Raw genomic sequence first — 26,242 nt, 5'->3', positions numbered from 1 at the left:
CCCCTAGGCGGCAAAGTAATCCACTCCAGACTGGAATAGCGGCTGCGTGCGGTTTCCTGGCACATTCAGATACAGGTCAGAGCCGCTGCGTTCCGTATGGCCCATCTTGCCCAGCACCCGGCCGTCCGGGCTGGTGATGGCCTCAACGGCCATGTCGGATCCATTGGGGTTGACCAGCGGATCCATGGAGGGGCGGCCCTGCTCATCCACATACTGGGCAGCCACCTGTCCTCGGTCGATCAGGGTGCGCAGGAGGCTAGGCTCGGCCACGAACCGTCCTTCGCCGTGGCTGATGGGCATGGTGTGGATGTCGCCCACCCGGCAGGCACTCAGCCAGGGGGAGCGTGTGGAGCTGATCCGGGTGTGGACCAGACGGCTCTGATGGCGTCCGATGGTATTGACAGCCAGGGTGGGATCCTCGGGTGAGCCGGTGACGATTTTGCCATAGGGAACCAGGCCCAGCTTGATCAGCGCCTGAAAGCCGTTGCAAACGCCCAGGACCAGTCCGTCCCGGTCCTGCAAAAGCTCCTGGAGGGCATCGGCAACCTGGTTCGATCGCAGGAAGGAGGCCACTAGTTTGGCCGAGCCGTCGGGTTCATCGCCGCCGGAGAAGCCACCGGGCAGCATCAGTATCTGGCTGTTGCGGATGGCCTGGGCCAGGCGGCGGGAGCTCTCGGTCACGTCCTCGGCATTCAGGTTGCGGATGACCACAGTCTCCACCTGGGCTCCAGCATCCCGGAAGGCTCGTGCGGAGTCGAATTCGCAGTTGGTGCCGGGGAAGACGGGCATGACGACCCTGGGTCGGGCGGTCATGGAAGTCCCCTTGGCTCTGCGCGCAGCAGGCCTGCCAGGCTCACGGTCGGTGCGGCCAATGGTCGGCACCGGGTCGCCTTGGCCCCGGTATGGGAAGATCGATTCCAGACCCCTGGCACGGATTTCCTCAAGCCCGGCCAGGTCCAGATCCTCGCTGCCGCAGCGCAGGCGGTAATCCTCGCGAGTGTGTCCAAGGAGGCACAAATGCAGACCGGAATCCTGAATGGACAGAGGCTCTGAACCAGAGGCCTCCAGAATGAAGCTCCCATAGGCGGGACGGAAGAGGGCAGGTATGGCGGTGTCTGGCGCCAGGTCCAAGCCGATCCTGTTGCCCAGGCACATCTCCATCATGGACTGGGCCATGCATCCGTACCCCGGAGTGGCTACCGCATCAACCAGACCCTGACTGATCAACGCCTCCACCTGGTCCATGACGGTCCGCAGGCTCTCCGGATCGGGCAGCAATCCGTCCGTCCGGTATTCGGGCGTCACTAGGTAGACCTGCCGGTTGGGGGCCTTGAACTCCGGGGAGACCGCATCCTTGGCCTGCCCCAGGGCTACTGCAAAGCTGATCAGGGTGGGCGGCACATCCAGGTCCTCGAAACTGCCGGACATGGAGTCCTTGCCGCCTATGGCACCCACTGCCAGGTCCAGCTGGGCCTGGAGGGCTCCCAGGACGCCGGCTACCGGCAGACCCCAGCGCCGGGGGTCGTCGCCGGGCTTGGGGTAATACTCCTGCAGGCTTAGGTGGGCCCTTGACCGGCTGAAGCCGCTGGCGACCAGCTTGGCCAGGCTCTCGACCACGGCCAGGTAGGCGCCGGTGTAAGGGTCCTGGCTGCTGATCCAGGGGTTGAATCCCCAGGCCATGGCCGAGGCGGTGGTGGTGTGCCCGTCCACTGGCAATTTGGCCACCATGGCCTGTGCCGGCGTCAACTGTCGGGCTCCGCCAAAGGGCATGAGGACGGTGCCTGCGCCGATGGTGGAGTCGAACTGCTCGGCCAGACCCTGTTGGGAACAGACATTGATGTCTGCAAGCAGGGCCCTCATGCGTGCGTCCAGGCTGCCTTGAACCTCGAAGGGGGCGTGGTAGGGAGCGGGAACCGCCACCTGGGCATCGGCCTTATGAGGGGCGCCGTTGGAGGCTAGGAATGCTCGGGGGATATCCACGATGGTTTCTGACCGCCAGGTCATCCGAAGCCGGGGTTCCTCGGTGACCTCGGCGATGACGGTGGCCTCAAGGTCCTCCTGCCGGGCGTAGTCGATGAAGGCAGGCGCGTCTTCGGCAGCCAGGGCCACGGCCATGCGTTCCTGACTCTCGGAAATGGCGATTTCGGTCCCGTCCAGCCCCTGGTACTTGAGCGGCACCCGGTCCAGGTCCACGCTCAGCCCGTCCGCCAGCTCGCCTACGGCCACGGCAACGCCGCCGGCTCCGAAGTCGTTGCAGCGTTTAATCAGCCTGGCTGCCTCCGGACGTCGGAAGAGGCGCTGGAGCTTGCGCTCCTCGGGAGCATCGCCCTTCTGCACCTCGGCCCCGCAGCGTTCCAGACTTTCTTCATCCTGGGACTTGGAAGCTCCTGTGGCGCCGCCGATTCCGTCACGGCCGGTCCTCCCGCCCACCAGGATGATCAGATCACCGGGGGCGGGTCGGCGATGGATTACATGGTCGGCCGGGGTGGCTGCCACCACTGCGCCCACCTCCATCCGCTTGGCCGCATAGCCGGGGTGGTAGATCTCACGAACCTGCCCGGTGGCCAGCCCGATCTGGTTGCCATAGGAGGAGTAGCCATCGGCCGCTTGACGGACGATCCGGCTCTGGGGTAGTTTGCCCGGCAGGGTCTGATTCAGGGGTTTACGTGGATCTGCTGCCCCGCTGACCCTCATGGCCTGGTAGACGTAGCCCCTTCCGGACAGCGGATCACGGATGGCTCCGCCGATGCAGGTTGCGGCACCGCCGAATGGTTCGATCTCGGTGGGGTGATTATGGGTTTCGTTTTTGAAGAGGAAGAGCCAGTTTTGATCCTGGCCGTCCACGTCGACTTTGGTCCGGATCGTGCAGGCGTTGACCTCTTCGGACTGGTCCACGTCGTTCAGGATTCCGCGCTTCTGTAGGTATTTGGCTCCGATGGTGGCCATGTCCATCAGGCATTCAGGTCGGTTCTGACGGCCCAGCTCTCCTCGGATTGCCCGATACTGTTCCAGCGTTGCCAGGACTCGGGGGTTGTCCGCCTCGATTCGCTCCAGCCTGGTATTGAAGGTGGTGTGCCGGCAGTGGTCGGACCAGTAGGTGTCGATTACCTTGAGCTCGGTCAGGGTGGGGTCGCGCTTTTCCTGGCGGTAGTGGTCCCGGCAGAAGCGGGCATCCGGCAGATCCATGGCCAGATCCAGCTTGTCAATCAGCGCTTCAAGTTCAGGATCATCCAGATCGCGGAACCCGTCCAACACTGGTACTGGATCCGGGTCATCATCAGGCATGGCCAGGGTCTTGGGCAGCTCCAGCCCTACCACCCGGGAGTCGACCGGGTTGACCAGGTAATTGCGGATGGCCTCGATCTGCTCGGCATTCAGGTCGCCCTGGAGCAGATAGACGGTGGCCGTGGCCACCAAGGGGCGGGCGCCCTGACCGATCAGCTGGACACACTGGGCTGCGGAGTCGGCTCGCTGATCGAACTGACCGGGCAGAGGGGCCACGGCGAAGAGCATGGGAGAGTCCAGCGGTGGCGTATCCTCATCGCCCTTCATGCGCAGGGCCTGCTCCAGCTGGGTGGCCACCAGGTCGGTCTGGGGCTGGGCGAAGACCGTGGGCAGGCAACGTTTGAAGAGGTCTTCGTCGATTCCCTCCAGATCGTAGCGGTTGATCATGCGCAGGCCGGTCAGCCCTTGCACGCCCGGCAGGGTGCGGAGCTGTTCGGCAAGCCTTTCGGCGGCCTGGTCGAAGCCCTGCTTTTTCTCGGTATAGACACGGAAGAGCACAATGGATCCTTTCGCGATGGACTGGTTGGGGACCAATGAAAAACCCGGAGGCGATATGCTCGCTTCCGGGTCCACCGATTCAGCTGTTCGATTGGCTTTCGCGCTCCTCCAATTCGGTCAGCCCATCCAGAATGGTTTGATAAGCCGGAATGATGCTGCCCAGATCCCTGCGGAAAATGTCCTTGTCCAGGTGGGTGACATGGCCGTCATTATTGTTGCCAATCGCCCAGAGCCGACAGGTGTCGGGGGTGATTTCGTCGCCGAGAAGGATGATGCCCGATCCGGTCTTGCCCATTTCGATCTTGAAATCCACCAGCTCCACGTTGATGGCGCGGAAGATGCCGGTCAGTGCCCCGTTGATCTCCCGGGTCTTGGCGGCGATGATGTCCAGATCCTGCTCGGTGGCCAGTCCCAGGGCCAGAATGTCATCCCGGTTGATAAACGGATCATCCAGGGGGTCGGACTTGTAGAAGAATTCCAGCACCGGCTGCTTCAGGGCGGTGCCCTCCGCAACCCCGTACCGTTGGGCGAAGGAGCCTGCAGCCCGGTTGCGCATGACGATCTCCAGGGGGAACATGTCCAGCCGACGGTTGAGCTGTTCGGTATCCGAGATGCTGCGTACGAAGTGGCTGGGGATGCCCCGGCGGGCCAGCAGGGAGAATATCACCGTGGTGATCCTGTTGTTCAGTCTGGCCTTGCCTTCGATATTGGCCTTCTTGGCCCCGTTCCCCGCGGTGGCCTGGTCTGTGTACTCGACCCAGAGTATGTCCGGGTCATCCGTCTCGTACAGTTTCTTGGCCTTGCCTTGATAGCGCATTCCCAACTTTTCCACTGTTCGCCTTCCTCGAGTTTGTTGCGAATTGGAAACTTCTGCACTGCTTGGGACACGACCACCATAGCAAGCCCGGGTTACATCCCCGTTCCCACCCGGGGTTTCAGATCGCGGACCACGGCTTCGGCACGTTCGGTGGCAGTCTGTAGATCCGGCCCCAGGGCCAGGGCCACGCCCATGCGGCGCAGGCCATGCACTTCGGGCTTGGAGAAGATGCGCAGATCAGTGCCTGGGTGGTCCAGGGCCTGCGGCAGGCCTTGGAAGCTGACCGGTCCCTGGCCCCTGACCAGGATGGGTCGGCTGACCGCGCATGTGCCTTCCGGCAGATTCAGGGCCAGATCCTCCTGGTGGACGGGAATGCCGAGGATGGCCCGGGCATGAAGGTCGAATTCGCTCAGCCGCTGGGAGATCATGGTCACCATGCCGGTGTCATGCGGGCGGGGGGCCACCTCGTTGAAGAGGAGCGACCCGTCGCGTAGGACGAAGATCTCCACACCGTAGATCCCCCAACCAGTCTCGCCACTCTGGCGGGCCAGGGAGGTCATGGCACCAACCAGCCGGGTGGCCATACTCCGGGCCTGCTGTAAGATGTCGGGATTGAGCTCCGCCGGTTGCCAGGAGAGGCGATAGTCCCCATCCTCCTGCCGTTGGCCGATGGGCGTGCAAGTGGCCACGCCGGCAGAGGAAGCCAGGGTCAGAACAGTCAGCTCATGGGCCAGTGGGGCCAGAGCCTCCACAATGACCTCGGCCTTGCCCTGGTGCCTGGTGGCCGCCCGGCCCTGGGTCAGTGCCGAATTCCAGGCTTGCGGCAAGTCCTCCTTGCTTCGCACCAGGGTTTGTCCGTGGCCGGAGGAGCTCATCAGGGGTTTGACCATGCAAGGGTAGCCCACCTGATCCGCCGCGCTGGCCAGCTCTTCGGGTGAGTCGGCGAATCGGTAGGGGGTGGTGGGCAGGCCCACCTGCTCGTGGGCGAAGACGCGCAGGGCCCGGCGGTCCATACACATGGCCGCCAGTGGGGCGGCAGGCACCACCTGGATGCCCCGGGCCGCGGCGCCGACCAGGCGGTCTGTGGCGATGGCCTCGACCTCTGGCACGATCAAATCAGGCTGGACCTTGTCGATCAGGTCCTCCAGGGCCTGCGGATCACTCATCTTCACCTGGTAGCCGGCATGGGCCACCTGGGTGGCCGGTGCGCCAGGGTAGGAGTCCGCCGCACCTACCCATGCACCCAGCCGCATCAGGCTGATGGCAATCTCGCGGCCGAGTTCGCCGGCTCCCAGGAGAAGGACTCGTGTAGGTCTTGGCCCCAGAGGAGAGCCGAACGGTCGCTCCCCGGGATTGATGGTGTTGATAATCCGCTGCTGACCGGATGCGCTCATACCCACATTCTGCCACCGACCCGTAGACCAAGCAGGCCAAGTATCGATACATGCCTATAAACGACATCTATAGAGGCCTTCTTGTCCACTGGCCGCCGGGACGATTACCATGTCATGCAGTCGACCAGGGAAGGCGGGAACGTGAGCGAGCGGACACCGGCGGTGCGGATGGAGCACCTGACCAAGACCTATCACAGCGACGACGACGAAGACAAGACGGCACTGGCCGACATCGATCTGACCGTCGAGACCGGGGATATTTTTGGCATCATCGGACTGAGTGGGGCGGGCAAGTCCACTCTGGTCCGCTGCATCAACGGGCTGGAGGATTACGACTCGGGCAGCGTCAAGGTTCGCGGCCGTGAGGTCAAGGATCTGTCACCGGCTGAGTTGAGGGACTTGAGGCGTCGTACCGGCATGATCTTCCAGCACTTCAACCTGATGCCCTCCAGGACGGTGGCCGACAATGTGGGTCTTCCCCTGCGGGGGAGCGGACGCGACCGTGCCTCTCGACGGGCCCGGGTGTCGGAGCTTCTGGAACTGGTAGGGCTGACCGAGCTGGCCGACCACTATCCCGCTGAGCTCTCCGGCGGCCAGCAGCAGCGCGTGGCCATCGCCCGGGCCCTGGCCAACGAGCCGGATATCCTGCTCAGTGATGAGGCCACCAGCGCACTGGATCCGACCACCACACGCTCCATTCTTCAGCTGCTGCGTGACCTGCACGACCAGCTGGGCATCACCGTGGTCATGATCACCCATGAGATGTCGGTCATCCGGCAGATCTGCAACCGGGTGGCGGTCATCGACCAGGGTGTCATCGTGGAGCAGGGCAGGGTCTTCGACGTCTTTGCAGATCCCAAGGCCCAGCTGACCAAATCCTTCGTGGCCACAACCTCCAACCTGGACAAGGTCAAGGATCTGATGGCCGCCGATTCGCCCCTGGTGGCCCTGGAGCCCGGGCAGATCCTCATGCGCATGTCCTATGTCTCCAAGGAGGTATCCGAGGCCCTGGTCTCCACCATCAGCCGTCGCTACAATCTGGACGTCAACATCATCTTCGGCGACATCGATGTGGTGGAGGGGGCGCCCCTGGGTGGACTGGTGGTCAGGATGGGCGGCGACGCTGAAAATATCCGCCAGGCCATGGAATACCTGCGCTCGCGCAACATCGGAATCGAGGTTCTCAAGTCATGACGTCCCTGCTTACCACCTGGTTCCCCAACGTCATGAGCCGGCTGCCGGAGTTCTTCAGCAGTATGGTTCAGACCCTGGTCATGGTCGGCGTCTCCGGGGTGATCTCCTTCCTGCTGGCTCTGGTCATCGGGGTGGGACTGATCATCAGCCGACGCGATGGCATCCGTCGCAACGGCCTGGTCTTCACCATCCTGGACAAGCTGATCGACCTTTTCCGCTCCATCCCCTTCATCATTCTGGCGGCGGCCCTGGTTCCGGTCACCAGGATGCTCATGGGCACGGCCATCGGGCCCAAGGGGGCGATCTTTCCCCTGGTCGTGGGCATCACGCCCTTCTTTTCCCGGCAGATCGAGTCGGCCCTTGCCGGTCTGGACCCTGGGTACGTCGAGGCGGCGGAGTCCATGGGCATGACCACCTGGCAGATCATCTGGCATGTCTACCTGCGTGAGGGCATCCCCTCCATCATCCGGGTGACCACCATCACCATCGTCAGCCTGGTGGGCGAGACCGCGACCGTGGGCATCGTGGGCGGCGGCGGTCTGGGCGACTTTGCCATTCGCCTGGGCTACCAGCGGTCCATGAACGACGTGACCATCGCCACCATCATCGTTCTGGTCATCTTCATCGCCCTGATCGAACTGTTCGGCCGGCTTCTGGCCGAGGTCGTCGAACACTGAACAACCCGGGAAAGGTCAGATTATCGTGGTCGGTCGTAGTCACGTCGGCAAAAAGAACAGAGCCAAGGTCCAGCTGGCGGCGCTCAGCCTGGTCATCGTCCTCCTGCTGGCGCTGGTGGTTGGCACCGATGTCCGCCTGAACCAGGTGGGTGCCGATGTCAAGGTCGTCAAGGTCGGGGTCATCGGCAGCTCGGACGATCAGATCTGGAAGGCCGTCCAGGCGGAGCTGGATCGGCGGGGCGAACGCATCAGGATCGAGCTCAAGCCCTTCCAGGATGCCATCTACGTCAACCAGGCCACGTCCAACCGCGAGGTGGACTTCAACGCCGCACAGCATTACGCATACTTGGAGGACGACGTGAAGACCAACCACTACCAGCTGGCCGTGCTTGGCAATACCTACATCTCGCCCATGAACCTCTATTCGCAGCGCTATGCCAAGCCCTCACAGTTCCAGGACGGCGACCGGGTGGCCATCCCCAACAACGCCACCAACATGGGCCGGGCCCTGAAGGTCCTTGCCGATGCCAAGCTGATCGGTCTGCGCGATCCCAAGGCCACCAACCCGCTGCCCGAGGATGTGGTGGACAATCCCAAGCATCTGCGCATCGAGCAGGTGGATCCGGCCGGTATCCTCAACCTGCTGCCTGACTATGCGGGCGGGGTCACCAATGCCAACTTCGTGGTCGACGCAGGTCGCAGCGTGCACGATGCCATCCACGAGGTTCCCTACGATCTGCAGAACCCGGCCAACAAGCCTTACATCAACATCATCGTCACCACCAAGGATCAGCGGGACAACCCCACCTACGCCGCGGTGGTGCGCGCCTACCATTCCAAGCCCGTGGCCGACACCATCGTCCGTGTCTACAAGGGCGCCTGCCTGCCGGCCTTCAAGGTTTCCTGATGCGATAGGTTCCAGCAATGAAGGAGGACGGATATGAGCACCAGAAGAACCAAGGCCAAACGAGAGCTGGCGGCTGTCTCGGTCGTCATCCTGGTGGTAGCCGTCCTGATGGGAGTGGCCTATGTCAAGGTCAACCAGCCCGACCGCGGCCAGCGGGAGATCAGCATCGGCCTGGTAGGCGATGCCGATGAGGAAATCTGGAAGGCCGTTCAGCACGAACTGGACCAGCGCCGGGCCGGCATAAAAATCAAGCTCCGGTCCTTCCAATATGGGCGTTACGCCAATCAGGCGCTGGCCAATGGGGAGATCGACCTGAATGCCTTCCAGCACTACGCCTTTCTGGAGCAGGAGTCCAAGCAGCACGGGTACCGGTTCGCAGCCATCGGCGACACTTACATCTCACCCCTCAACCTCTACTCAAAGAAGTACCGGAGCGTTGACCAGATTGGCTATGGCGAGCGTCTGGCCATACCCAGTGATCCCATCGATCTGGGCCGCTCCCTGAAGGTGCTTGCCAGCGCCGGGCTGATCGGGTTGCGCGACCCCAAGGCCACCACGCCGGTTCCTGAAGACATCGTCGACAATCCGCGCGGGCTGATCCTGGACCAGGTAGATCCTCCGGGGATTGTCAAGGTTCTGCCCGACTATGCGGCCGGCATCACCAACACCAATTTCATTCTGGATGCCGGCATGAAAATCCAGGATGCCATCTACCAGGTGCCCGGCGATCTCAAATCGCCAGCCAATCACCCCTATGTCAACATCATCGTGGCCAGGCAGGCCGACAAGAACGACCCCGCCTACAAGTCCCTGGTTGCCGCCTACCACAGCCGATATGTGGCTGACGCCATCAACCGCTACTACCGTGGGGCAGCCGTCCCGGCCTTCTCCTACTAATATTGGGTGCAATCGGGTCGTCGCCCTGTCTTGGTCCGGCCCGAAGCTGCTGATGATGGACAGCGGAGGGAGCGCTGATGAGGGATCATGATCGCCTGACGCTGGCCCTGGTTCTGGACTCCTTCGGCAACAGGGGTAATGGGACCTCCAACTCCGCCATCCAATACGCCCAGGGTCTGGAAGCGTTGGGACACCGGGTCCGTCTGGTGGGGGTGGGTTCGACCGACTATCCGGCGCGGGTGCATCGAATTCCTCTGGTCTCACGTGTGGCGGCCAGGCAACAGATGAGCTTCGCTTGTGCTGATCCGGATCTCTTCCGAAGAGCCTTTGCCGGTGTGGATCTGGTTCATATTTACGAACCTTTCGCCTTCGGCCGCGCCGCCCTGTCCCAAGCTAGATCCATGGGCATACCGGTGACAGCCGGCTTTCACATTCAGCCTGAGAACATCACCTATTCCTCTGGCCCATTGCGTTACCTGCCCGGGGTGGATGCGGCCATTTACAGGCTGTTTCGGTTCTGGCTCTACGACCATGTCAGACACATCCACGTTCCCACCCAGCTGACGGCCGACCTGCTGCGCTCGCATGGGTACAAGGCCTGCCTGCACGTCATATCCAACGGGTACCAGCCCAGGTTCAACCCTGGTGACCGATATGAGCGGGACCGATACGAACGGCAGCGATCCGGTCGGCTGATCCAGGTTGTGGCCTCTGGCAGGCTAGCCCGGGAAAAGGACCATCTGACTTTGATCCGTGCCTTGGCCCTGTGCAGGAACAGACGCAGGATCCGTCTGACCATAGCTGGCACAGGACCCATGGAGCGCCGACTGAAGGCAGAAGCCGCCCGGCAACTGGACGGCATGCAGGTCTCTATTGGATTCCATCAGAACGCGACCATGCCCGATCTGCTCAGGCAGGCCGACCTGCTGGTTCACCCATCAATAGCGGATCTGGAATCGGTCAGCGTCCTGGAGGGGATGGCCTGCGGCGCAGTCCCGGTTATCGCCCGATCCAGCCTGAGCGCCGCCGGTCATTTCGCCTTGACGCAGCATTCGCTCTTCCCGGTCGGTAAGGCTCAGGCGCTAGCTTCGCAAATCGACTGGTGGGTAGACCATCCTCATGCCCTTTCAGTCTGGTCCAGTCGCTATGCCGAACATACCAAGGAACATTACTCACTGGACGCCTCCGTCAGGGCCTTTGCCCATATGGCCGTGCAGGCCGTCAGCGATCAGGAGCCGGGCCGGGTATAGGCCTGACCTGGCTTAGATCTCCTGCTTGGATATGATCAGAGCCGATCCGAAGATGGCCACCAGGACCACGCCTGCGGATACTCCGGCATAGATCCAGGCCTGATCAGCCTTCAGAGTGTTAAGGATGATCTGTTCGCCGAACCCGACGAAGTCGAGGTATTTCAGCCATTGCCATTTCGCAGTCAACTCCACGAGGCCGATCAGCATGGGCCATATCACGATCACCACCGCTGGGATGACCAGGGATTTGGTAAGGATCAATAGGATAATGCCCAGGCTGATGATGACGGAGATGCAGAAGCTGACCGATAGGGTCATGACGGCCACATCCTTGCATAGGATGCCCCAACCGGCTCCAGGTTTCCTTCCTAGGGCCAGTCCGGTCAGCAGAATAGCGACGAAGTAGCACAGGGTCAAAAGGATGATGTCAGTCAGGATGGTCACATACTTGCCGAGGATGAACTGTATGCGCGAGATGCCCGATGTCAGCGTGTTCTTCAGAGTGTGCTGGCTGTATTCCGCACCAATGACAATGACGAAGACCGCGATGTAAAAGTAGATTAGAGACGAGGCGGAGGCGACACCTGCTTGCAGGCCTGTCCTAATGGTCCAGCTTTGCCCTGCGATTTCCGACAGTTTATGAGCGTATTCTTCGCCTTCGGTGGTGATTCCTATGGTCGTCTTGCCCCATGTGGTCACTATGCCGAGTGCCACAGTGGCAATCAGCAGAATCAGCATGCCGATGGAACGTCGCTGCCTGTAAAAGTCGGCCCTGATTTGGTTAATCATTGTTGTTTCCTCGACTCTTGAGAATCCTTGTTGAGCAGATCTGTGAAATATTCCTCCAACGATCCCTTCTGCTGGCTGATTTGATTGACCAGGATGCCTTCCTGAACCAGAAGTCTGTTGATGGGGCCCGGCTCCAGGTTCTCCTGCCTGATCAGAATCTGATGGTCGTCAAGGACTTGGAAGGGGCCGATTCCCCGGCGATCCAGGATCATGGCGGCCCTGGAGCTCTGGTCCACGTCTATCAACAGTCCATTTTGATTGATCCGGTCCAGTTCATCCTTGTTTACTTCCTTGATCAGGCGACCGTGGCTGATGAACCCGAACCGGGAGGAGACCAGGTAGAGTTCGCTCAGAATGTGACTGGAAATGAGGATGGTCGTCCGGCGCTCCTTGTTGAGCCTGTCCAGGAGTGTTCTGAATTCCATGATTCCTCCCGGGTCCAGGCCGTTGATGGGTTCGTCCAGAATCAGGAAATCGGGTCGGGTGAGGATGGCCATGGCCAACCCCAGGCGCTGACGCTGGCCCAGAGAGAGGTGACCGGCACGAGTCTTGGCCTTTTCGCTCAGGCCGACGAAGTCGATGGTCTGAGCGATGGCCTTGTCGTCGGTCAGCCCGTGCTGGATGGCTGTCAGTTCCATGTTCTGGCTGACGGTGAGTTTTTTAAAGGCGGCCGGAGCCTCAATGATCGAGCCTATTCTCCTCAGTATCCGGCTGTCCTTGCCAATTGTGTGCCCCATCAGCCTTATGGTTCCCTCCTGGATGGGGGAGAGCCCGGTGATCAGACGCATAAGAGTGGTTTTGCCGGCGCCGTTCTCACCGATCAGCCCGTAGACCTCGCCCTTGTTTATGGAAAGGCTGACATCGTCCAGTGCCTGAAAGCGTCCGAACCGTTTGCTGGCATGGCTAATATCCAGAATGGTATCGTCCATGGGGTTCCTTTCTCTATGTCGCTATCAGAGAATCTAAAGTGCCTTTCTTAATTGCATGGCTAAGAAATCATTAAGAATTGCATAAATCCGCTTGGGCGAGACCGGCCTCGTTAGGTGGCTTCAGTAACATGAGAGTGACCTGCGAAAGGAAGACAGTATGCCGACGATTCTGGTCGTGGAGGATCAGGAGGACATCCAGTCCCTGCTCAAGGATGTGCTGGGCGAGACCTACAGGATTATCCAGGCGACGACGGGCGCCCAGGCCTTGGCCCGCTTTCAGCAGGAGGAACCCGACCTGATCCTTCTGGATCTGATGCTCCCTGTAGTCACCGGGGACAGCGTCCTCAAGGCCATCCGGCGTATCTCGTCGGTGCCGGTCATCATCCTCACGGCCATTCAGGATAAGACCAGAACCGTCAGCCTCCTGGAGCAGGGCGCCAATGATTATGTGACCAAGCCTTTCGACATTGACGAGCTCCGCGCTCGTGTCCAGGTCCAGCTGCGCCAATCCGGGGCACTGAAAGCCGATGCGGATGCAGCAGGTGAATCCGACGCCAAGATTTGTTTTCAGGGGATCGAGCTGGACCGGATGGAGCACACGGTCAGCGTTGATGGGCACAGGGTCGAACTGGCATGCAAGGAATTCGCCATCCTTGAGCTTCTGATGGACCATCCACATCGGGTCTTCGAGAAGGAGGATCTCTATCGGCAGGTTTGGAACCAGCCATACATCAATGCCGAGAATACTCTCAATGTGCACCTGAGCACCTTGCGGACCAGTCTGAACAGATACGCCGGCAGTCAGCGCTACATCGTGTCGGTCTGGGGCATCGGCGTTCGCCTGGTCTGAATTCGGATGGAAGAAAGAACGATGAATAAGGGTCGTCGGAGGTGAATTCGTGAAGGTGGCCGCACTTGTTTTGGGTCTTGTCGCCCTCGCCCTGGCGATTGGCCTGATAATGCTGATTACCGACCTCAAACGGATCAGTGATGATCTGGACTTCATCAACCATGCCGACACTAATGCCTTGGTAACCACTGGGTCCAATATCGGGCTCATCCGCACTCTGGCGGATAGGATCAACGCCGTTCTGAACAAGACCAGACGGCTGCAGATCACCCAGGCTGAGCAGAACAAGCAAGTCCGGCAGATGCTGACCAACCTAACCCATGACATCAAGACCCCGCTGACCGTGGCCAGGGGATACGCCCAGCTGCTCAAGGAGGGATCGGCTGATCAGGAGCAATTGGGTAAGATCCTCAACAACCTGCAATCGGTGGATCACTATCTGCATTACCTGATGGATTTCAATCTGATACAGGAGAAGAGCGTGAGCCTGGATCTGACCAGGGTGAACCTATCGGCATTGGTTCAGCAGGAGCTCTTCAATGCCTTCGATTCTCTGACCGCGCGGTCCGTCACGGTGGAGCCCAGAATTCAAACTGGTGTGGAAATTACGACGGATCAGATCATGATGAGTCGAATAATTCAGAACCTGATTGGCAACTGGCTCAAGTATGCGGAGGAATCAGCCTGGGTGGACCTGCACAAGAGTGAAGATGGACGAATTCATTTGGTCTTCGGCAACAAAACTACGGGCGAAGCAGTCGATGTGGACAGGCTCATGGAACGGTTCCAGACCGATGACCAATCACGGACCAAGATCAGAAGCACAGGCCTGGGTCTCAGTATTGTCGATTCCCTGGTGGATTCGCTGGGCGGCTCCATGCGGCTGGAATCCGCCAACGGTATTTTCCTCGTCCACTTGCTGCTGAGCGATGCCCCGCGATCGAGAGAGCTGTATCTCGTTCGGGTTTAAGACCCCTTGGAGAGGTGCTGTGACCTGTCGCGTCCTCTATGACAAGATCGTGACAGGCCACCGAGTGTGCGTAGGTGGAAAAATGGGGTCAGCGCATGAGTCTGAGATTTCTTGAATCTGATCGTGCTTGAATCCGACTGGCAGATAAGCCGTTTCTCCGCCTACGCACAAGGGAAAATCAAGCCTTGGCGTGGGGGACTATAACCGCTCTGGCCGAGAGCTTGTTGTCGACCAGCTTGTGGTAGGCATCCAGGGCATTGTCCAGCGAGTAGGTTTCGATCTCGGTCTCGATCTGGCCGTTGCGATACATGTTGGCCACATCGTAGAGCTCAGGGATGGAGCCCCAGTAAACGCCAAGCAGCTCCTGCTCCCAGGGCTTGGAGTACCAGTCGTACTCCGCCTTGCCGCCGGCGATGCCGACCACGGTCACCCGGGATCCCGGGCCGCCCGAAGCCTGTGCGGCAGCGATGGTCGGGGCCACACCCACGAAATCGAAGGCAGCATCCACGCCCTCGCCATGGGTGATCTTCCTGATGTTCTCCACCTGGTGCTCGTCGCTGACCACAGGGATGGCACCCTTGGCTTCAGCCTTGGCCAGGGCCTCAGGCTTGGTGTCTGTGGCGATCACCGTGGCGCCGGTCAGTGCGTGAAGAATCTGAATGGCAATCTGGCCCAGTCCGCCGAGGCCAATGACCAGAGCATACTTTCCGCCACCATTGAGGTGAGGCATGGCAGCCCGGATGGCGTGGTAAGGAGTCAGGGCAGCGTCAGCCAGGGGTGCTGCGCCGATTGGATCCGCATCTCCCAAAGGCACCAGGTTGCGGGCCGGGACGGTCATGTATTCGGCCATGCCGCCGTCGCGTCCCAGTCCCAGGGCCAGTGACTTATTGGTCGCGGCGCTGGAGCAGTAGTTCTCCTGTCCCGCTACGCAGTGAGGGCAGTGGCCGCATCCGGTGGGCCCATAGACGATGTAGGCATCGCCCTTCTTGAAGCCTGTGACATCGGGTCCTACCTCTTCGACCCAGCCGGTGGTCTCATGCCCCAGAATGAACGGCGGCTTGGTGTGGCTGCCGGTTTCGGGGGTGTAGTCATGGAAGACTGAGACGTCTGAATGGCAGCAACCTGCCCCAGCCACCTTGAGCAGAACCTCGCCGCTCCCGGGAGTCGGTTCCGGCACTTCCTTGAGGGTGGGGAAGGTGTTGAATTCTTCGAAAACAACGGCTTTCATAAGTTTCCTTTCATCGTTGAAGCATTTCCGCCCCTATGCTCAGAGCGGAGGTGTGTGCATCAGCATCGTTGCAATAAAAATCTTACTGAAGACCAACTTCGCACTCACCCGAACGAGTGTGATATGTCCAACAATGTGGGATTGGCCGTGTTTACGGGACGGATGAAAAATTCTCGTATATATACGAATACCCCTCCCCTCAGGATGACCAGCAGTGGGAGGGGTGGCAAGATGACCTTGGTTTGCCTGGGTTTAGCTTGAGCGGCTTTTACAGCAGATTGATCAGAGCCTGGGTGTCTTCGACTGTCGTCGCCCAGGAGGTGGCCAGCCGGATCACCGTGTGGGTGGCATCGCTGCGTTCCCAGAAATCGAAGGCGACCTGTTTGGACAGCTCCTCCATGCGCTCATTGTCCAAGCGGACGAAGGTCTGATTGGTGGGGGAGTCCATGACGATCTGATATCCCTTCTCGCGCAGGGCCTTCTTGATCATCGCTGCCGTCTGTATGGCGTTGCGGCTGATTCGTGAGTAGAGGTCGTCGGTAAAGAGGGCATCGAACTGCACCCCCAGGAGCCTTCCCTTGGCCAGGAGTGCACCCCTCCTTTTGATCATGGTGTTGAAATGTTCGGGGGCATTCCCCCTGGGGAAGACCACCGCTTCGCCACAGAGTGCTCCGACCTTGGTCCCGCCGATGTAGAAGACGTCGCAGAGACGGGCTATGTCCGTCAGGTCGACGTCGGTTCCGGGGGCAACCAACCCGTATCCCAGCCTGGCCCCGTCCAGGTATAGCGGAATCTTGTGCTCTCGACAGATTTGCGAGAGATCCTCCAACTCCTGGCTGGTGTAGAGGGTTCCATACTCAGTGGGGTGGGAAATGTAGACCATGCCGGGGAAAACCATTTGCTCATGGTTTCCGTCTGCATAGAAGCCTTCCAGAAAAGCGTTGAGATCCTCTGCGCGAATCTTGCCCTGTTCGCCGGGAATGGCCAGGACCTTGTGGCCAACAGCTTCAATGGCTCCAGCCTCGTGGACGTTGACGTGGCCCGTGTCCGCGGCGACCACTCCCTGATAGGACTTCAGTAGGCAGGAGGTGACGACCTGGTTGGTCTGGGTTCCACCGGTCAGGAAATACACCTGCGCTTGCGGGCAGCCACAGGCTTGGGCGATCTTCTGAGCGGCGGAGAGGCAGTACCGATCCTTGCCGTAGCCGGGAAGGTGCTCCATGTTGGTATCAATCAGCCGTTGCAAGACCTCGGGATGGGCGCCCTCGGAATAGTCGTTGACGAATGACAGCATGCGGGTCCTTCCTGTTCGAGGATGATTGGCTCCGGACCAGCCAAGCCGATCCGGAGCCATGGTTCTCACTACAGCATATGCGACGTGTCGCCCATCAGATACTCAGGCGATGAGTTCCTTGACGGATGCAATGATCGCTTGCAGGCTGACCTTGGCGTCGTTGAAGAGCATCTGCGTGTTTGGATTGAAGTAGAGCTCGTTCTCGATGCCGGCATACCCCTTACCTCTGCCTCGCTTGAGGACGACGACATGCTGGGCCTTGTCAACGTCCAGGATGGGCATGCCGGAGACTGCGGTCCCCGGTCGGCGGGCTGCCGGGTTGGTCACGTCATTGGCGCCGACCACCAAGGCGACGTTGGCTGATGGGAATTGGGGGTTGATGTCATCAAGGTCGATCAATTCCTCATAGGGAACGTTGGCCTCGGCCAGGAGGACGTTCATGTGTCCGGGCATACGGCCGGCCACCGGATGGATGGCATAGGATACATCCACGCCACGGCCCTTGAGCAGTTCGCCTAGGTCGGCCAGTTCGCGTTGGGCTTGGGCCTGAGCCAGACCAAAGCCGGGGACGAAGATGACCTTGTCGGCATAGACCAGCTGAACGGCCACATCGTCGGGTGTGGTCTCCCTCATGGTTCCTTGGGCGGTCGGATCAAGGGCGGCACTGGTCGAGGAGCTCCCGAATCCTCCTGCCAGGACGCTCAGGAGCGGCCTGTTCATGGCTTGGGCCATCAGGACGGATAGGGTGGCACCTGCTGCGCCGACCAAAGCGCCTGCCACAATCAGAGCCACATTGTCAATGGCCAGGCCGTTCATGGCTACAGCTGTGCCCGTGCAGGCGTTCAAAACAGAGATGACCACTGGCATGTCGGCGCCGCCGATGGGGATGACGAAAACCAGTCCGTAGCATAGGGCGAAGATGGCTGTGAGGATGGCCCACAGGGTCCGATTGACAGGATTCAGGCAGAGCATGACCAGGCAGAGGACCGTCAACAGGGCGAAAAGCACATTCCAGACAGCCTTTGCTGGCAGCTTCAGGTTTTTGATCAGGCTGATGCCCTGGAGCTTGCCGGCAGCTATCAGGGAGCCGGTGAAGGTGATGGAACCGATGACTACGCCCAGGCCGGCGGTGATCAGCACTACCAGAGTCGGTGTGCCCTCTGAAGTCAATATGTCGTTTAGGGCGACCAGGGCTGCAGCGCCGCCGCCGACCGTGTTGAAGACGGAAACCAGCTGAGGCATGTCCGTCATTTTGACCTTTTTGGCTGAGTAGACCCCTGCTGCAGATCCGATCAGAATGCCGAGCACGAGCAGAACGATGGCCAGGGAGGAGGTGAAACCGGTGGCGAACAGGTGGATGAAGGCCATGGCCACGGCGATGACCATGCCTGCTGCTGAAATCCGATTGCCTGTACGGGCCGTCTTGGGGGAATTCATGTAGTGCAGGCCCATGACGAACATGACCGAGGAAAGGAGGTAGACGAACCAGGTGATGATGTCGAGGGTATTCACTTGTCGGCTCCCTCGTTCTTGGCGGTCTGAGTCGTGACGGACGAAGCCTGTTCGTCCTGGCTGGCCTTATCCTTCCCCTTATCGGGTTTTGAGGACTTGAACATTTCCAGCATCCTGTCGGTCACCACGTAGCCGCCCACCACGTTCATGGCGCCAAGGACGGCAGCCAGGAATATAAGTACGTAGGAAAGAGGGGAGTGAGCCTCCGCCGCGATGATGACCACCCCGACGATCACAATGCCATGAATGGAGTTGGCACCCGACATGAGCGGTGTGTGAAGCGTGGCCGGAACCTTGCCAATCACCTCCACGCCGATCAGCAGGGCCAGAATGAAAAGCGTAATTGCTATGACCAAAGAATTCATTGCTCCTGACCTTTCTCCCCGGTCTCTTCGGCATCTGGAACATCCGTGCTCCCATGTGTGCCGGATTCGGCTGCTCCAGTTACAACCAGTGCTTGATCGATCTCGTCGTCCGCTTTGATGCTGAGCGCGCCATCGCGAAGGAAGTGCACCAGCACGTCCGCTACATTTCTGGACAGAAGGTTGGAAGCCGTCGTGGCTACGCCGCTGGCCAGGTATGGTGCTCCGATCATGATGACACCCTTGTCGGTGGTCCTGGTCCCCACCTGTGAACCCTCGACATTGCCGCCCAGGTCGCTGGCAGCGCAATCCACGACCACGGCTCCGGGATGCAGGTTGGCCACACCCTTGGCGCTCAGGAGGCGAGGGGGCTTTCCACCCGGAACCTTGGCTGTGGTGATGACCACATCGAAGCCGGCCGCTTTGGCATCCACCGCAGCCTGCTGCTGGGACTGCTCCTGATCGGTCAGTTGCCGCGCATAGCCGCCCTGGCCCTGTCCCTTGGAGAAGTCCAGTCCCAGGTCGAGGAACTTGGCTCCCAAGGATTCCACCTCCTGCCTGGAAGCGGGTCTGACATCATAGGCGGTGACCACGGCTCCCAGACGTTTTGCGGTCCCGATGGCCTGCAAGCCTGCAATCCCCGCACCCAGGACCAGGACCTTGGCTGGTCGGATGGTTCCTGCTGCAGTGGTCATCATGGGGAAGAAGGATCCATAGGCATCGGCAGCCACCAGTGCCGCCTTGTATCCCATGACCGAGTTCTGCGAGGTCAGCTCATCCATGGACTGGGCGGAGCTGAGCTGTCGGGGGAGGCGCTCCATAGCGATTCCTGTAAGCCCGGCCGCCTCCAAGCACTTGATGTAGTCGCTGTCGGTCAAAGACCCCAACATGCCGATGATCCATGTTCCGGCTGGAATCCGCTTCAGCAAGGAGCCAACCGGTCTGTTGACAAACCCCAGGACCTGTGATTTGGATAGGACGGTATCCCTGTCGGTGACTGTGGCTCCCGTCTGCTGGTAGTCCTCATCCCGGAAGCCGGCTTGAGCCCCGGCCCCGGACTCCAGTAGGCAGGTAATATCTTGCCTGGTCAGCCGGGTCACGATGTCAGGGGTCAGAGCCACGCGCGACTCCTCCTCGTCTGTTTCCTTGAGGACCCCGAAGGTTACGTGAGGTTGTTCTGGTCCACTCATGTCTTTCCTTTTCCAAGCACAACTGTGTGTAAGTAATTTCATCAATGATTCTAGTGGCTGATTGTTGCTACTGGGAGGTCAACATAACTGTTATGCGAATGTGTTTTATAAGTATCAGCCGGGGAGAAACCAAGTTCAAGGTACCTTGTAAGGTGTCTTGCTAAAGCGGATGAAAAATAGAAAAAGTAAAAAGCCATGCTCGCCTAGTTGAGACCATGCAGCTCATGGATTGTCTGAAGAGTGGTTTTGCGGTTTTCATGCCGGATTTTTTTGTAGGCCGGTTGGCATGGTTAATGGCATCGCGGTCGGTGTCAAGCTGCAGCAGAGGGACATGATCATGCAGGGGTGCCACGCATCTTTAAAAATGATGAGTGGCACCCTGAGGCGGAAGGCCTTGACGAACAGAACGTTGTGGCAATTTCACATCCACGGCCGGTCATTCGGCCTTTCTGGTCTTCTGTGCCGTTTCAGATCCATGCTCGCCGCAGTGCCTTATTCCTTTCCTTCGTGTTGATCATTCGCCGCAGGGTCCTTTGGCTTGGACTGCAGTGGATTGTGATGGTAGATAAGGGCGAAGGCAGCCAGGGTCTCGATCATGCTGGCGACGATCCAGGCTATGACGATGGCGTTCTGATGTTTGCCGACTGTTCCCATGCGGGTGAAGATGAATACATCCATGATGAAGGTCTGCAGAACCAGAAGGACCGTTGCCACAACTACCGTCCTGGTGTGCCTGTCCGTCTCCGTTCCCTCTCCTTCTGGTTTGCCTGGAGACTTGAAGCTGGCATAGGAGAGGAGCCAGATGCCGATTCCAAAGAGGACAGCGGCAAGAGGCAGGGAGAAGAAGATCGGCATGGTGCTCAGGCTGAGGCCCAGAGCTGCGACCAGGACTGCCGAGGCCAGGCCCAGATAGAAGGAATCATGGTTTTTCGCCTTGCGCGGTTTAGGTAAGCTGGCAGCGCTCGTCGGCTGAGATGGCTTGTTGACAGGCTTACTGGGTTGATTCGGCTTGTCGTCAGGGGAGGGGCCATGCTCTTTGTCCGGATGGCCGGCTTTTCCATTGCTGGCGGGTAGAGCCTGTTCCTGCTTATTTTGCATTTCAGGTCTGCTATGGTCAGCGTTCTTGCTGGATGGATCCCTGCCTTCCTTCTCGCCTGTTTGTCCTGATGCAGGCTTGGGCTTGGAAGCATTTTCTGCTTTGCTTTCTTTTCCGCTGTTCGCATTCTCCACAGGTTTCGGCATGCGATTCTTGTCGTTCATTGTTGATTGTTGGGAACTTTCCCGGGTGTCGTTGCTCTGCGAGGAATTGCCTTCGTACCTCTTTTGCTGGTTATCGGGCACCCGCGATTCCTCATGCCTGCCTTGGTTCTTATTTGCACGTTCGTTTCGATTGTTGCTCATCTGACCTCCAGGCTTGTTCTTCCCCATTACTTGTGGCAGGTCATCTGGCGGCCTGCCCATTTTCAGGAAGCAACCTCCGTTGAGGCCAGTGTATGTGTCCTTTTCTTGTAAAAGCGGCATTGACCGGCACTAGGCCAGCATCATTTTGATATCGACTTTTGCGGGTGAAGTGCTGGATTCGTTGCAGTGTATTCAAAGACGAAAGACGTTTGTTTATGGACGTGCAGAATCAGCGGTCATATTCTAGACTTCGACTCTTGACTAGGCTGCTTGTGCACTCTCACGTACTTTTATTCCTCTGCTCATTTTTATGCAGAAGATGTATCCTGCGCCACTATGTTACTGTGGATCAATCAGATGATTGTATATCCTGACTTGTCGAGGGCGTCCAGGGCGGCAGGGAAGTCATCGGCCTTGGTAAGGACATAGTCTGTGTTGTAGGTGGAGACGGCGAAAATACCTATGCCCTTGTCTGCCAGAATTGTGGCAATCGGCGCCAGGATGCCAATGAGCGAAAAATCGAGAATGCCTTGGATGCGGAAGGCCCGCCAGCCGTCGCTGCGTTCCAGGGTCTGGCTGGGAACCATGTTGGCTGGACAGACCAATGAAGCCTCTTGATCGGTTCGCCCTGTAAAAACATAGGGTGAGTTCAGATCAACCCCTGTGTAATTAGCAACTTTGCAGACAGTCAGCTCCGCTTCTATAGGCTGAATGCAGATGCCTTGCCCCTGCCTTGTCGCGGAGCTGCAATTCTTGGTCGTAAGTGACTTGCTTTTTGAGTGGGAACGGGTGAAGGCGTATAGCGCAACTAGGGCCCATCCACACTCAAGGGCAAAAAGGGCCCACTGCCGGTTAGCCAGGGCATCGACGGCCAGCAAGCTTGCGCCAACAAGGTTTAGGATAAGGTTGGCCCGGCTGCTGCCGGGCAGGCCTGGCAGTTGCCGCGAAGCGAAGGCCATGAGCAGCAGCAAAAATCCAAAAAGTGGAACCAGCATGAACAAACCAACCACATCCTTCCACGAGTGACCTAATGAGCGTCGTCGTCAATCCGGGTACGGCGCGTCTCGTCCGGGGAAGGGATGCTTCCGGAAAGACACTGTAGCACCACTGGTAGGAGGCCGAAGGTCTGGTGTGCCGCATATGCAGAAGATGAATGGGCAACCATATACTGCAGGCATTGTACTGTTTTCCCACGCTTTGTTAGATTGCAGGAGGGCATCACCAAGGAGACGATAGCGCATGGAAGACCTGCAACTGAGCAATGGCTTCGAGCTGCCCATATTGGGATACGGAGTCTACCAGATAGATGATTTGGATGAATGCAAGCGTGGGGTGGCGTCGGCCCTCGATGACGGCTACCGCCTTATCGATACGGCCGCCTGCTACGGCAATGAGAGAGCAGTGGGGGATGCTCTGAGTGAAGCCGCCATTCCTCGAGGGGAGGTGAGCATCTCCTCAAAGGTCTGGATTCAGCAAAAGGGTTATGAGGGGACGATACAGTCCTTTGAAAAAACATTGATGAACCTGCAGACGGACTACCTGGATCTGTACCTCATCCATATGCCTTATGGCGATTATCAGGGGTCGTGGAGAGCTATGGAAGACCTGTACGAGCAGGGTCGAGTTCGTGCCATCGGAGTCTGCAATTTTCTGCCTGACCGGCTGATTGATTTGATTCTTTCCAGCCGAATCGCGCCCATGGTCAATCAGATTGAGCTACATCCTTTCACCCAGCAGATCGCACTTCGAAAGGTCATGGCCGAGCAGGGGGTTGCACCCATGGCCTGGGCGCCCCTGGCTGAGGGTCGTCGGGGCATTTTCGACAATCCTGTCCTCAAGCGTATTGGTCAGCGCTATGGCAAGACCCCGGCCCAGGTGGTATTGCGTTGGCTGACCCAGCAGGGGATATGCGCCATCCCGAAATCCGTGCATGAGGAACGGATTCGTGAGAACCACAATATTGCAGATTTCAGTCTTGATGATGACGATATGCATGACATCAGTGCTATGGATACGGGAGTGCCGCTCATTCTTGATGTGGATACGCCCGAGGAGGCTACACGTCTGCATGGGATATCCCATACACAGTGACTGAGGCTCGCTGAGTCGATAAGACGAGGGCGCCCGCACTTGAAGATTCCAGTGTGGAAGCCCTCGTCCTGATATCAGGGATCGTCGCTGAGGCTTATTGTGCTGGCCAGTCGTCTTGCAGACGGCTCAAATAATCCTTGGCTGCCTTTTCCAGGTTCTGATCGCTCATGCCTGAGCTGACTCCTGTGAGAATAAAGGGCTTCCGATAGACGGTTCCGATGAGATTGCTGGTAGCTTTGAACGGAGCCAGGAGCTCGTCCACCGTATAGCCGAATTCACCCTCATGGTGATAGTTCTCTCCAGCAGAGCCGACCGAGACGGCGAGCATGAGTTCCTTGCCTTTCAGGGCATCGCCGTGGGTACCGTAGGCCCATCCGTAGGTGAGCACCAGGTCTTCCCACTCTTTGAGCAGGGGAGGGCAGCTGTACCAGTACATGGGAAACTGCCAAACCAGACGGTCGCAGCCTTTGACGAATGCTTGTTCGCCGGGAATGTCGATTTGACCTGAGCGCAAGGCAGCGTATTCGTCCCGGACCAGGATGCCCTCATCATCATGCCCCATGGCTTCCCGCATGAGGCGGGCGTTGATCCGTGAGGCTTCCATATGGGGGTGGAAGACCAGGACCGCCGTCTTGGTGTTTTGTTCCATTCCTTGCTCTCCTTCAGTCATCATTTTGCCAGATTTGCTTGGCACGGTTGAAGACCGACCAGGCCTTCGGCCAGCCTGCGTAGAAGGCCAGATGGGTAATTTCCGCTACTATCTCGTCCTTGGTGATGCCGTTCTTTTTTCCGATGTTCAGATGAGCGTCGAGCTGTTCTGTGCTGCCCATGGCAATCAATGCAGCTATGGTGATCATGCTTCTGTCGTGTGCAGACAGTGCTTGTTCATCAGCCCAGACTTCGCCGAATGGAACATCGTCATTCAGAGCTGCGAACTGAGGTGCGAATTCACCCAACTGCTCTCTTCCTGCTGTTTGTTTTGTGGCCATGATCTTCTCTTCCTTGCTGACTGTATGATGGTCCAAGACGCAGGTTCACTGCTGTCTTGGATGTGAACGGCAACAGTCTAGGGCTCTCGAAACGGTATGTATAATGCTGATTGCTTATATGTAGGTATTCGTTTTTTGCATGGGTTTATTGTCATGCCTCTGCCCGATCGGTTTCTTTTTGGCTCGGGTAGAGGACTTGTCTGTTGTGGCAATGGGTCGCCTTCTTTGCTGGCTGCAATGCCGCTTTTTGGCTTGCGGGGGTATAGGCTGTCTTTTGGGTTGTTCTGCGATCGGAGTTGAGTAAATGAGGATCACTGGTTTGGATCATCTGGTCATCACAGTGCGGGATGTCGATGCGACCTGCGCCTTTTACCGTGATGTGCTGGGCATGCAGGTGCGGATGTTCGGCGATGGGCGGTTGGCGTTGAGATTCGGCCGGCAGAAGATCAACATTCATGAGGCCGGCCACGAGATTGACCCTAAGGCGGACAGGCCTACGCCCGGCTCTGCTGATTTGTGTTTGCTGGTGGAGGATCCGCTGGATGATGTGGTTGCCGCGCTCCGTGAGCATCGTGTCGACTATCTGGGTCCGGTCAGCAGGACCGGCGCCCATGGGGCCATCACCTCGGTGTATGTCAGGGATCCCGACAGGAACCTGATCGAGCTTTCCAGATACGACCAGGACTGATACTGGAGAAGAACCGGATGCACCAGCGCATGCATCCTGCGGCTAGATTCTCTGAGCCGGTGGTTCGATAAGTGCAGGTTGGATTTCGTGTTTCTGTTTATATTCCGAGTCGAATCATAGGGTTTTCCCGGCTTATGCCGATTTGCAGGCGTTTTCTGTTCCAATCTGCCTTCGTAATATTTCCAGGTACCGACTCGCCGCTGATGAAAAATGTCTATTGCTCTTCCAAACCAGGTTCACTCTTGTTCTAAGTTCAGGCACCAGAGGTTTGAAGACCAGATTCGAGTCCTCGGTCAGATTGATGATCCGGTCCAGGCAGAGCGCGTAACCACAACCTTCACTGACGAATAGTGACGCGTTGAAGAGCAGATTGTAGGTTCCTACAACATGCAGTTCGTGCTCCGAGAAGGAACTCCACCCGCTGAATTCTCTGTCGAACCTGACTTGCCGCGAGAGCAGGAGGGGTATCTGCTCAAGATCTTCCTGGCGGATGCCATCATGGCTGGCCAACGTTGAGTCCTTGCGCATGAGCAATCCCCATCTGTCGGCTGTAGGCAAGCTGATATAGGAGTATTTGGTGTTGTCCGAGGGCTCAAATAGCAGGCCAAAATCCAGAAGCCCTGATTCTAATTGATCTGTTACGGCCTGACCGTTGCCGCTGAAAATGTGGAATTTTACCTGAGGATATTGCTGCAGCATGCACTCTGCGGCCCTGGCCAGGAAGCGTACGGCTTCTGTTTCCCCTGTGCCGATGTAGACGTTGCCGTTGACTGGCCTGTCCATGCTTGTGAGCTCGACCTCGGCACGGTCGGCCATGAGTACGATCTCGCGTGCCCGGTCGCGCAACAGTTCCCCGGCCGGAGTCAGTGTGATTGTGCGGCTTCCGCGGTCAAAGAGTTTGTGTCCTAGATGCTCTTCCAGATCTTTTATCTGCCTGGACAGGGATGGTTGGGATATGCTCAGGTACTCAGCTGCCCCAGTGATGCTTCCCTCTTCAACGATGGCCAGGAAATACCTCAGCACTCGTAAA

The 26,242-nt window shown here is 58.7% G+C and carries 24 protein-coding genes and 1 riboswitch; of the genes, 9 read left to right on the top strand and 15 right to left on the bottom strand.

Annotation, left to right across the window (positions count from 1 at the left end):
• Nucleotides 1-3: 3 nt before the first annotated feature.
• The 3 genes from ACNAOV_RS06190 to purT form a co-directional block, all read right to left on the bottom strand.
• Complete coding sequence (locus ACNAOV_RS06190; RefSeq protein WP_416517040.1) at nt 4-3,783, bottom strand: phosphoribosylformylglycinamidine synthase; 3,780 nt, start codon at nt 3,781-3,783, stop codon at nt 4-6.
• A gap of 79 nt (nt 3,784-3,862) precedes the next feature.
• Nucleotides 3,863-4,615: a phosphoribosylaminoimidazolesuccinocarboxamide synthase gene (gene purC, locus ACNAOV_RS06185; protein ID WP_198187343.1), complete on the bottom strand. Its 753-nt coding sequence runs from the start codon at nt 4,613-4,615 to the stop codon at nt 3,863-3,865.
• A gap of 77 nt (nt 4,616-4,692) precedes the next feature.
• Nucleotides 4,693-5,994 (bottom strand): formate-dependent phosphoribosylglycinamide formyltransferase, encoded by a 1,302-nt coding sequence (gene purT, locus ACNAOV_RS06180; RefSeq protein ID WP_416517039.1) that lies wholly within the window; start codon nt 5,992-5,994, stop codon nt 4,693-4,695.
• Nucleotides 5,995-6,135: 141 nt separating this feature from the next.
• Here purT and ACNAOV_RS06175 point away from each other — a divergent pair, with 141 nt between their 5' ends.
• The 5 genes from ACNAOV_RS06175 (at nt 6,136) to ACNAOV_RS06155 (ending at nt 10,919) form a co-directional block, all read left to right on the top strand.
• Nucleotides 6,136-7,188 carry a methionine ABC transporter ATP-binding protein gene (locus ACNAOV_RS06175; RefSeq protein ID WP_416517038.1) on the top strand — a complete coding sequence of 351 codons (1,053 nt, stop codon included), beginning with the start codon at nt 6,136-6,138 and terminating at the stop codon, nt 7,186-7,188.
• Entirely contained in the window at nt 7,185-7,865 is a 681-nt protein-coding gene (locus ACNAOV_RS06170; protein ID WP_024626621.1) for a methionine ABC transporter permease, read from the top strand. Before ACNAOV_RS06175 ends, ACNAOV_RS06170 begins: the two co-directional genes overlap by 4 nt.
• 25 nt (nt 7,866-7,890) lie before the next feature.
• Nucleotides 7,891-8,772: a MetQ/NlpA family ABC transporter substrate-binding protein gene (locus tag ACNAOV_RS06165; RefSeq protein WP_416517037.1), complete on the top strand. Its 882-nt coding sequence runs from the start codon at nt 7,891-7,893 to the stop codon at nt 8,770-8,772.
• A 33-nt stretch (nt 8,773-8,805) separates the two neighbouring features.
• Nucleotides 8,806-9,669 (top strand): MetQ/NlpA family ABC transporter substrate-binding protein, encoded by an 864-nt coding sequence (locus ACNAOV_RS06160; protein ID WP_416517036.1) that lies wholly within the window; start codon nt 8,806-8,808, stop codon nt 9,667-9,669.
• A 77-nt stretch (nt 9,670-9,746) separates the two neighbouring features.
• On the top strand, nt 9,747-10,919 hold the full coding sequence (locus ACNAOV_RS06155; protein WP_416517035.1) for a glycosyltransferase: 1,173 nt from the start codon (nt 9,747-9,749) through the stop codon (nt 10,917-10,919).
• 12 nt (nt 10,920-10,931) lie between these two features.
• On the opposite strand, the gene ACNAOV_RS06150 is transcribed toward ACNAOV_RS06155, so the two are convergent.
• The gene (locus tag ACNAOV_RS06150) at nt 10,932-11,708 is read right to left on the bottom strand and encodes an ABC transporter permease (RefSeq protein ID WP_416517034.1); all 777 of its coding nucleotides are present in this window, start codon (nt 11,706-11,708) and stop codon (nt 10,932-10,934) included.
• The gene (locus ACNAOV_RS06145) at nt 11,705-12,637 is read right to left on the bottom strand and encodes an ABC transporter ATP-binding protein (RefSeq protein WP_416517033.1); all 933 of its coding nucleotides are present in this window, start codon (nt 12,635-12,637) and stop codon (nt 11,705-11,707) included. Before ACNAOV_RS06145 ends, ACNAOV_RS06150 begins: the two co-directional genes overlap by 4 nt.
• A 157-nt stretch (nt 12,638-12,794) precedes the next feature.
• Between ACNAOV_RS06145 and ACNAOV_RS06140 the strand changes: the two genes are divergently transcribed.
• Both ACNAOV_RS06140 and ACNAOV_RS06135 read left to right on the top strand, forming a co-directional pair.
• Nucleotides 12,795-13,487, top strand: coding sequence for a response regulator transcription factor (locus ACNAOV_RS06140; RefSeq protein WP_416517032.1), 693 nt, complete (start codon nt 12,795-12,797; stop codon nt 13,485-13,487).
• 49 nt (nt 13,488-13,536) lie between these two features.
• Nucleotides 13,537-14,457 (top strand): sensor histidine kinase, encoded by a 921-nt coding sequence (locus ACNAOV_RS06135; protein ID WP_416517031.1) that lies wholly within the window; start codon nt 13,537-13,539, stop codon nt 14,455-14,457.
• Nucleotides 14,458-14,635: 178 nt separating this feature from the next.
• On the opposite strand, the gene ACNAOV_RS06130 is transcribed toward ACNAOV_RS06135, so the two are convergent.
• From ACNAOV_RS06130 to ACNAOV_RS06100, 7 genes are all read right to left on the bottom strand, one after another.
• Nucleotides 14,636-15,685, bottom strand: a complete 1,050-nt coding sequence (locus ACNAOV_RS06130; protein ID WP_416517030.1) for an NAD(P)-dependent alcohol dehydrogenase — start codon at nt 15,683-15,685, stop codon at nt 14,636-14,638.
• Between the two features lie 268 nt (nt 15,686-15,953).
• The gene (locus ACNAOV_RS06125) at nt 15,954-16,979 is read right to left on the bottom strand and encodes a threonine aldolase family protein (RefSeq protein WP_416517029.1); all 1,026 of its coding nucleotides are present in this window, start codon (nt 16,977-16,979) and stop codon (nt 15,954-15,956) included.
• Nucleotides 16,980-17,081: 102 nt separating this feature from the next.
• Nucleotides 17,082-18,491, bottom strand: coding sequence for an NAD(P)(+) transhydrogenase (Re/Si-specific) subunit beta (locus ACNAOV_RS06120; protein ID WP_416517028.1), 1,410 nt, complete (start codon nt 18,489-18,491; stop codon nt 17,082-17,084).
• Nucleotides 18,488-18,856: an NAD(P) transhydrogenase subunit alpha gene (locus ACNAOV_RS06115; RefSeq protein ID WP_015022152.1), complete on the bottom strand. Its 369-nt coding sequence runs from the start codon at nt 18,854-18,856 to the stop codon at nt 18,488-18,490. Before ACNAOV_RS06115 ends, ACNAOV_RS06120 begins: the two co-directional genes overlap by 4 nt.
• Entirely contained in the window at nt 18,853-20,043 is a 1,191-nt protein-coding gene (locus ACNAOV_RS06110) for an NAD(P) transhydrogenase subunit alpha (protein WP_416517027.1), read from the bottom strand. The genes ACNAOV_RS06115 and ACNAOV_RS06110 overlap by 4 nt, the downstream gene beginning before the upstream one ends.
• 492 nt (nt 20,044-20,535) lie before the next feature.
• Nucleotides 20,536-21,141, bottom strand: coding sequence for a hypothetical protein (locus ACNAOV_RS06105; protein ID WP_416517026.1), 606 nt, complete (start codon nt 21,139-21,141; stop codon nt 20,536-20,538).
• Nucleotides 21,142-21,797: 656 nt separating this feature from the next.
• The gene (locus ACNAOV_RS06100; protein ID WP_416518165.1) at nt 21,798-22,439 is read right to left on the bottom strand and encodes an ACT domain-containing protein; all 642 of its coding nucleotides are present in this window, start codon (nt 22,437-22,439) and stop codon (nt 21,798-21,800) included.
• 36 nt (nt 22,440-22,475) lie between these two features.
• Nucleotides 22,476-22,536: riboswitch (guanidine-III (ykkC-III) riboswitch) on the bottom strand.
• 147 nt (nt 22,537-22,683) lie between these two features.
• Between ACNAOV_RS06100 and ACNAOV_RS06095 the strand changes: the two genes are divergently transcribed.
• Nucleotides 22,684-23,535: an aldo/keto reductase gene (locus ACNAOV_RS06095; RefSeq protein WP_416517025.1), complete on the top strand. Its 852-nt coding sequence runs from the start codon at nt 22,684-22,686 to the stop codon at nt 23,533-23,535.
• A gap of 94 nt (nt 23,536-23,629) precedes the next feature.
• Here the strand turns inward: ACNAOV_RS06095 and ACNAOV_RS06090 are convergent, their stop codons facing one another.
• Together ACNAOV_RS06090 and ACNAOV_RS06085 are read right to left on the bottom strand one after the other, a co-directional pair.
• The gene (locus ACNAOV_RS06090; RefSeq protein WP_416517024.1) at nt 23,630-24,184 is read right to left on the bottom strand and encodes an NAD(P)H-dependent oxidoreductase; all 555 of its coding nucleotides are present in this window, start codon (nt 24,182-24,184) and stop codon (nt 23,630-23,632) included.
• Between the two features lie 13 nt (nt 24,185-24,197).
• Nucleotides 24,198-24,524, bottom strand: coding sequence for a carboxymuconolactone decarboxylase family protein (locus ACNAOV_RS06085; protein WP_416517023.1), 327 nt, complete (start codon nt 24,522-24,524; stop codon nt 24,198-24,200).
• A 304-nt stretch (nt 24,525-24,828) separates the two neighbouring features.
• Here ACNAOV_RS06085 and ACNAOV_RS06080 point away from each other — a divergent pair, with 304 nt between their 5' ends.
• Nucleotides 24,829-25,212, top strand: coding sequence for a VOC family protein (locus ACNAOV_RS06080; RefSeq protein ID WP_416517022.1), 384 nt, complete (start codon nt 24,829-24,831; stop codon nt 25,210-25,212).
• A gap of 132 nt (nt 25,213-25,344) precedes the next feature.
• On the opposite strand, the gene ACNAOV_RS06075 is transcribed toward ACNAOV_RS06080, so the two are convergent.
• Complete coding sequence (locus tag ACNAOV_RS06075) at nt 25,345-26,235, bottom strand: LysR family transcriptional regulator (RefSeq protein WP_416517021.1); 891 nt, start codon at nt 26,233-26,235, stop codon at nt 25,345-25,347.
• Nucleotides 26,236-26,242 lie beyond the last annotated feature (7 nt).

The organism is Bifidobacterium asteroides, assembly GCF_048001765.1.
GTDB classification, from domain to species: Bacteria; Actinomycetota; Actinomycetes; order Actinomycetales; family Bifidobacteriaceae; genus Bombiscardovia; species Bombiscardovia asteroides_K.
Note: the sequence above shows the minus strand (reverse complement) of the source record. Positions and strands in the feature narration are given on the sequence as shown.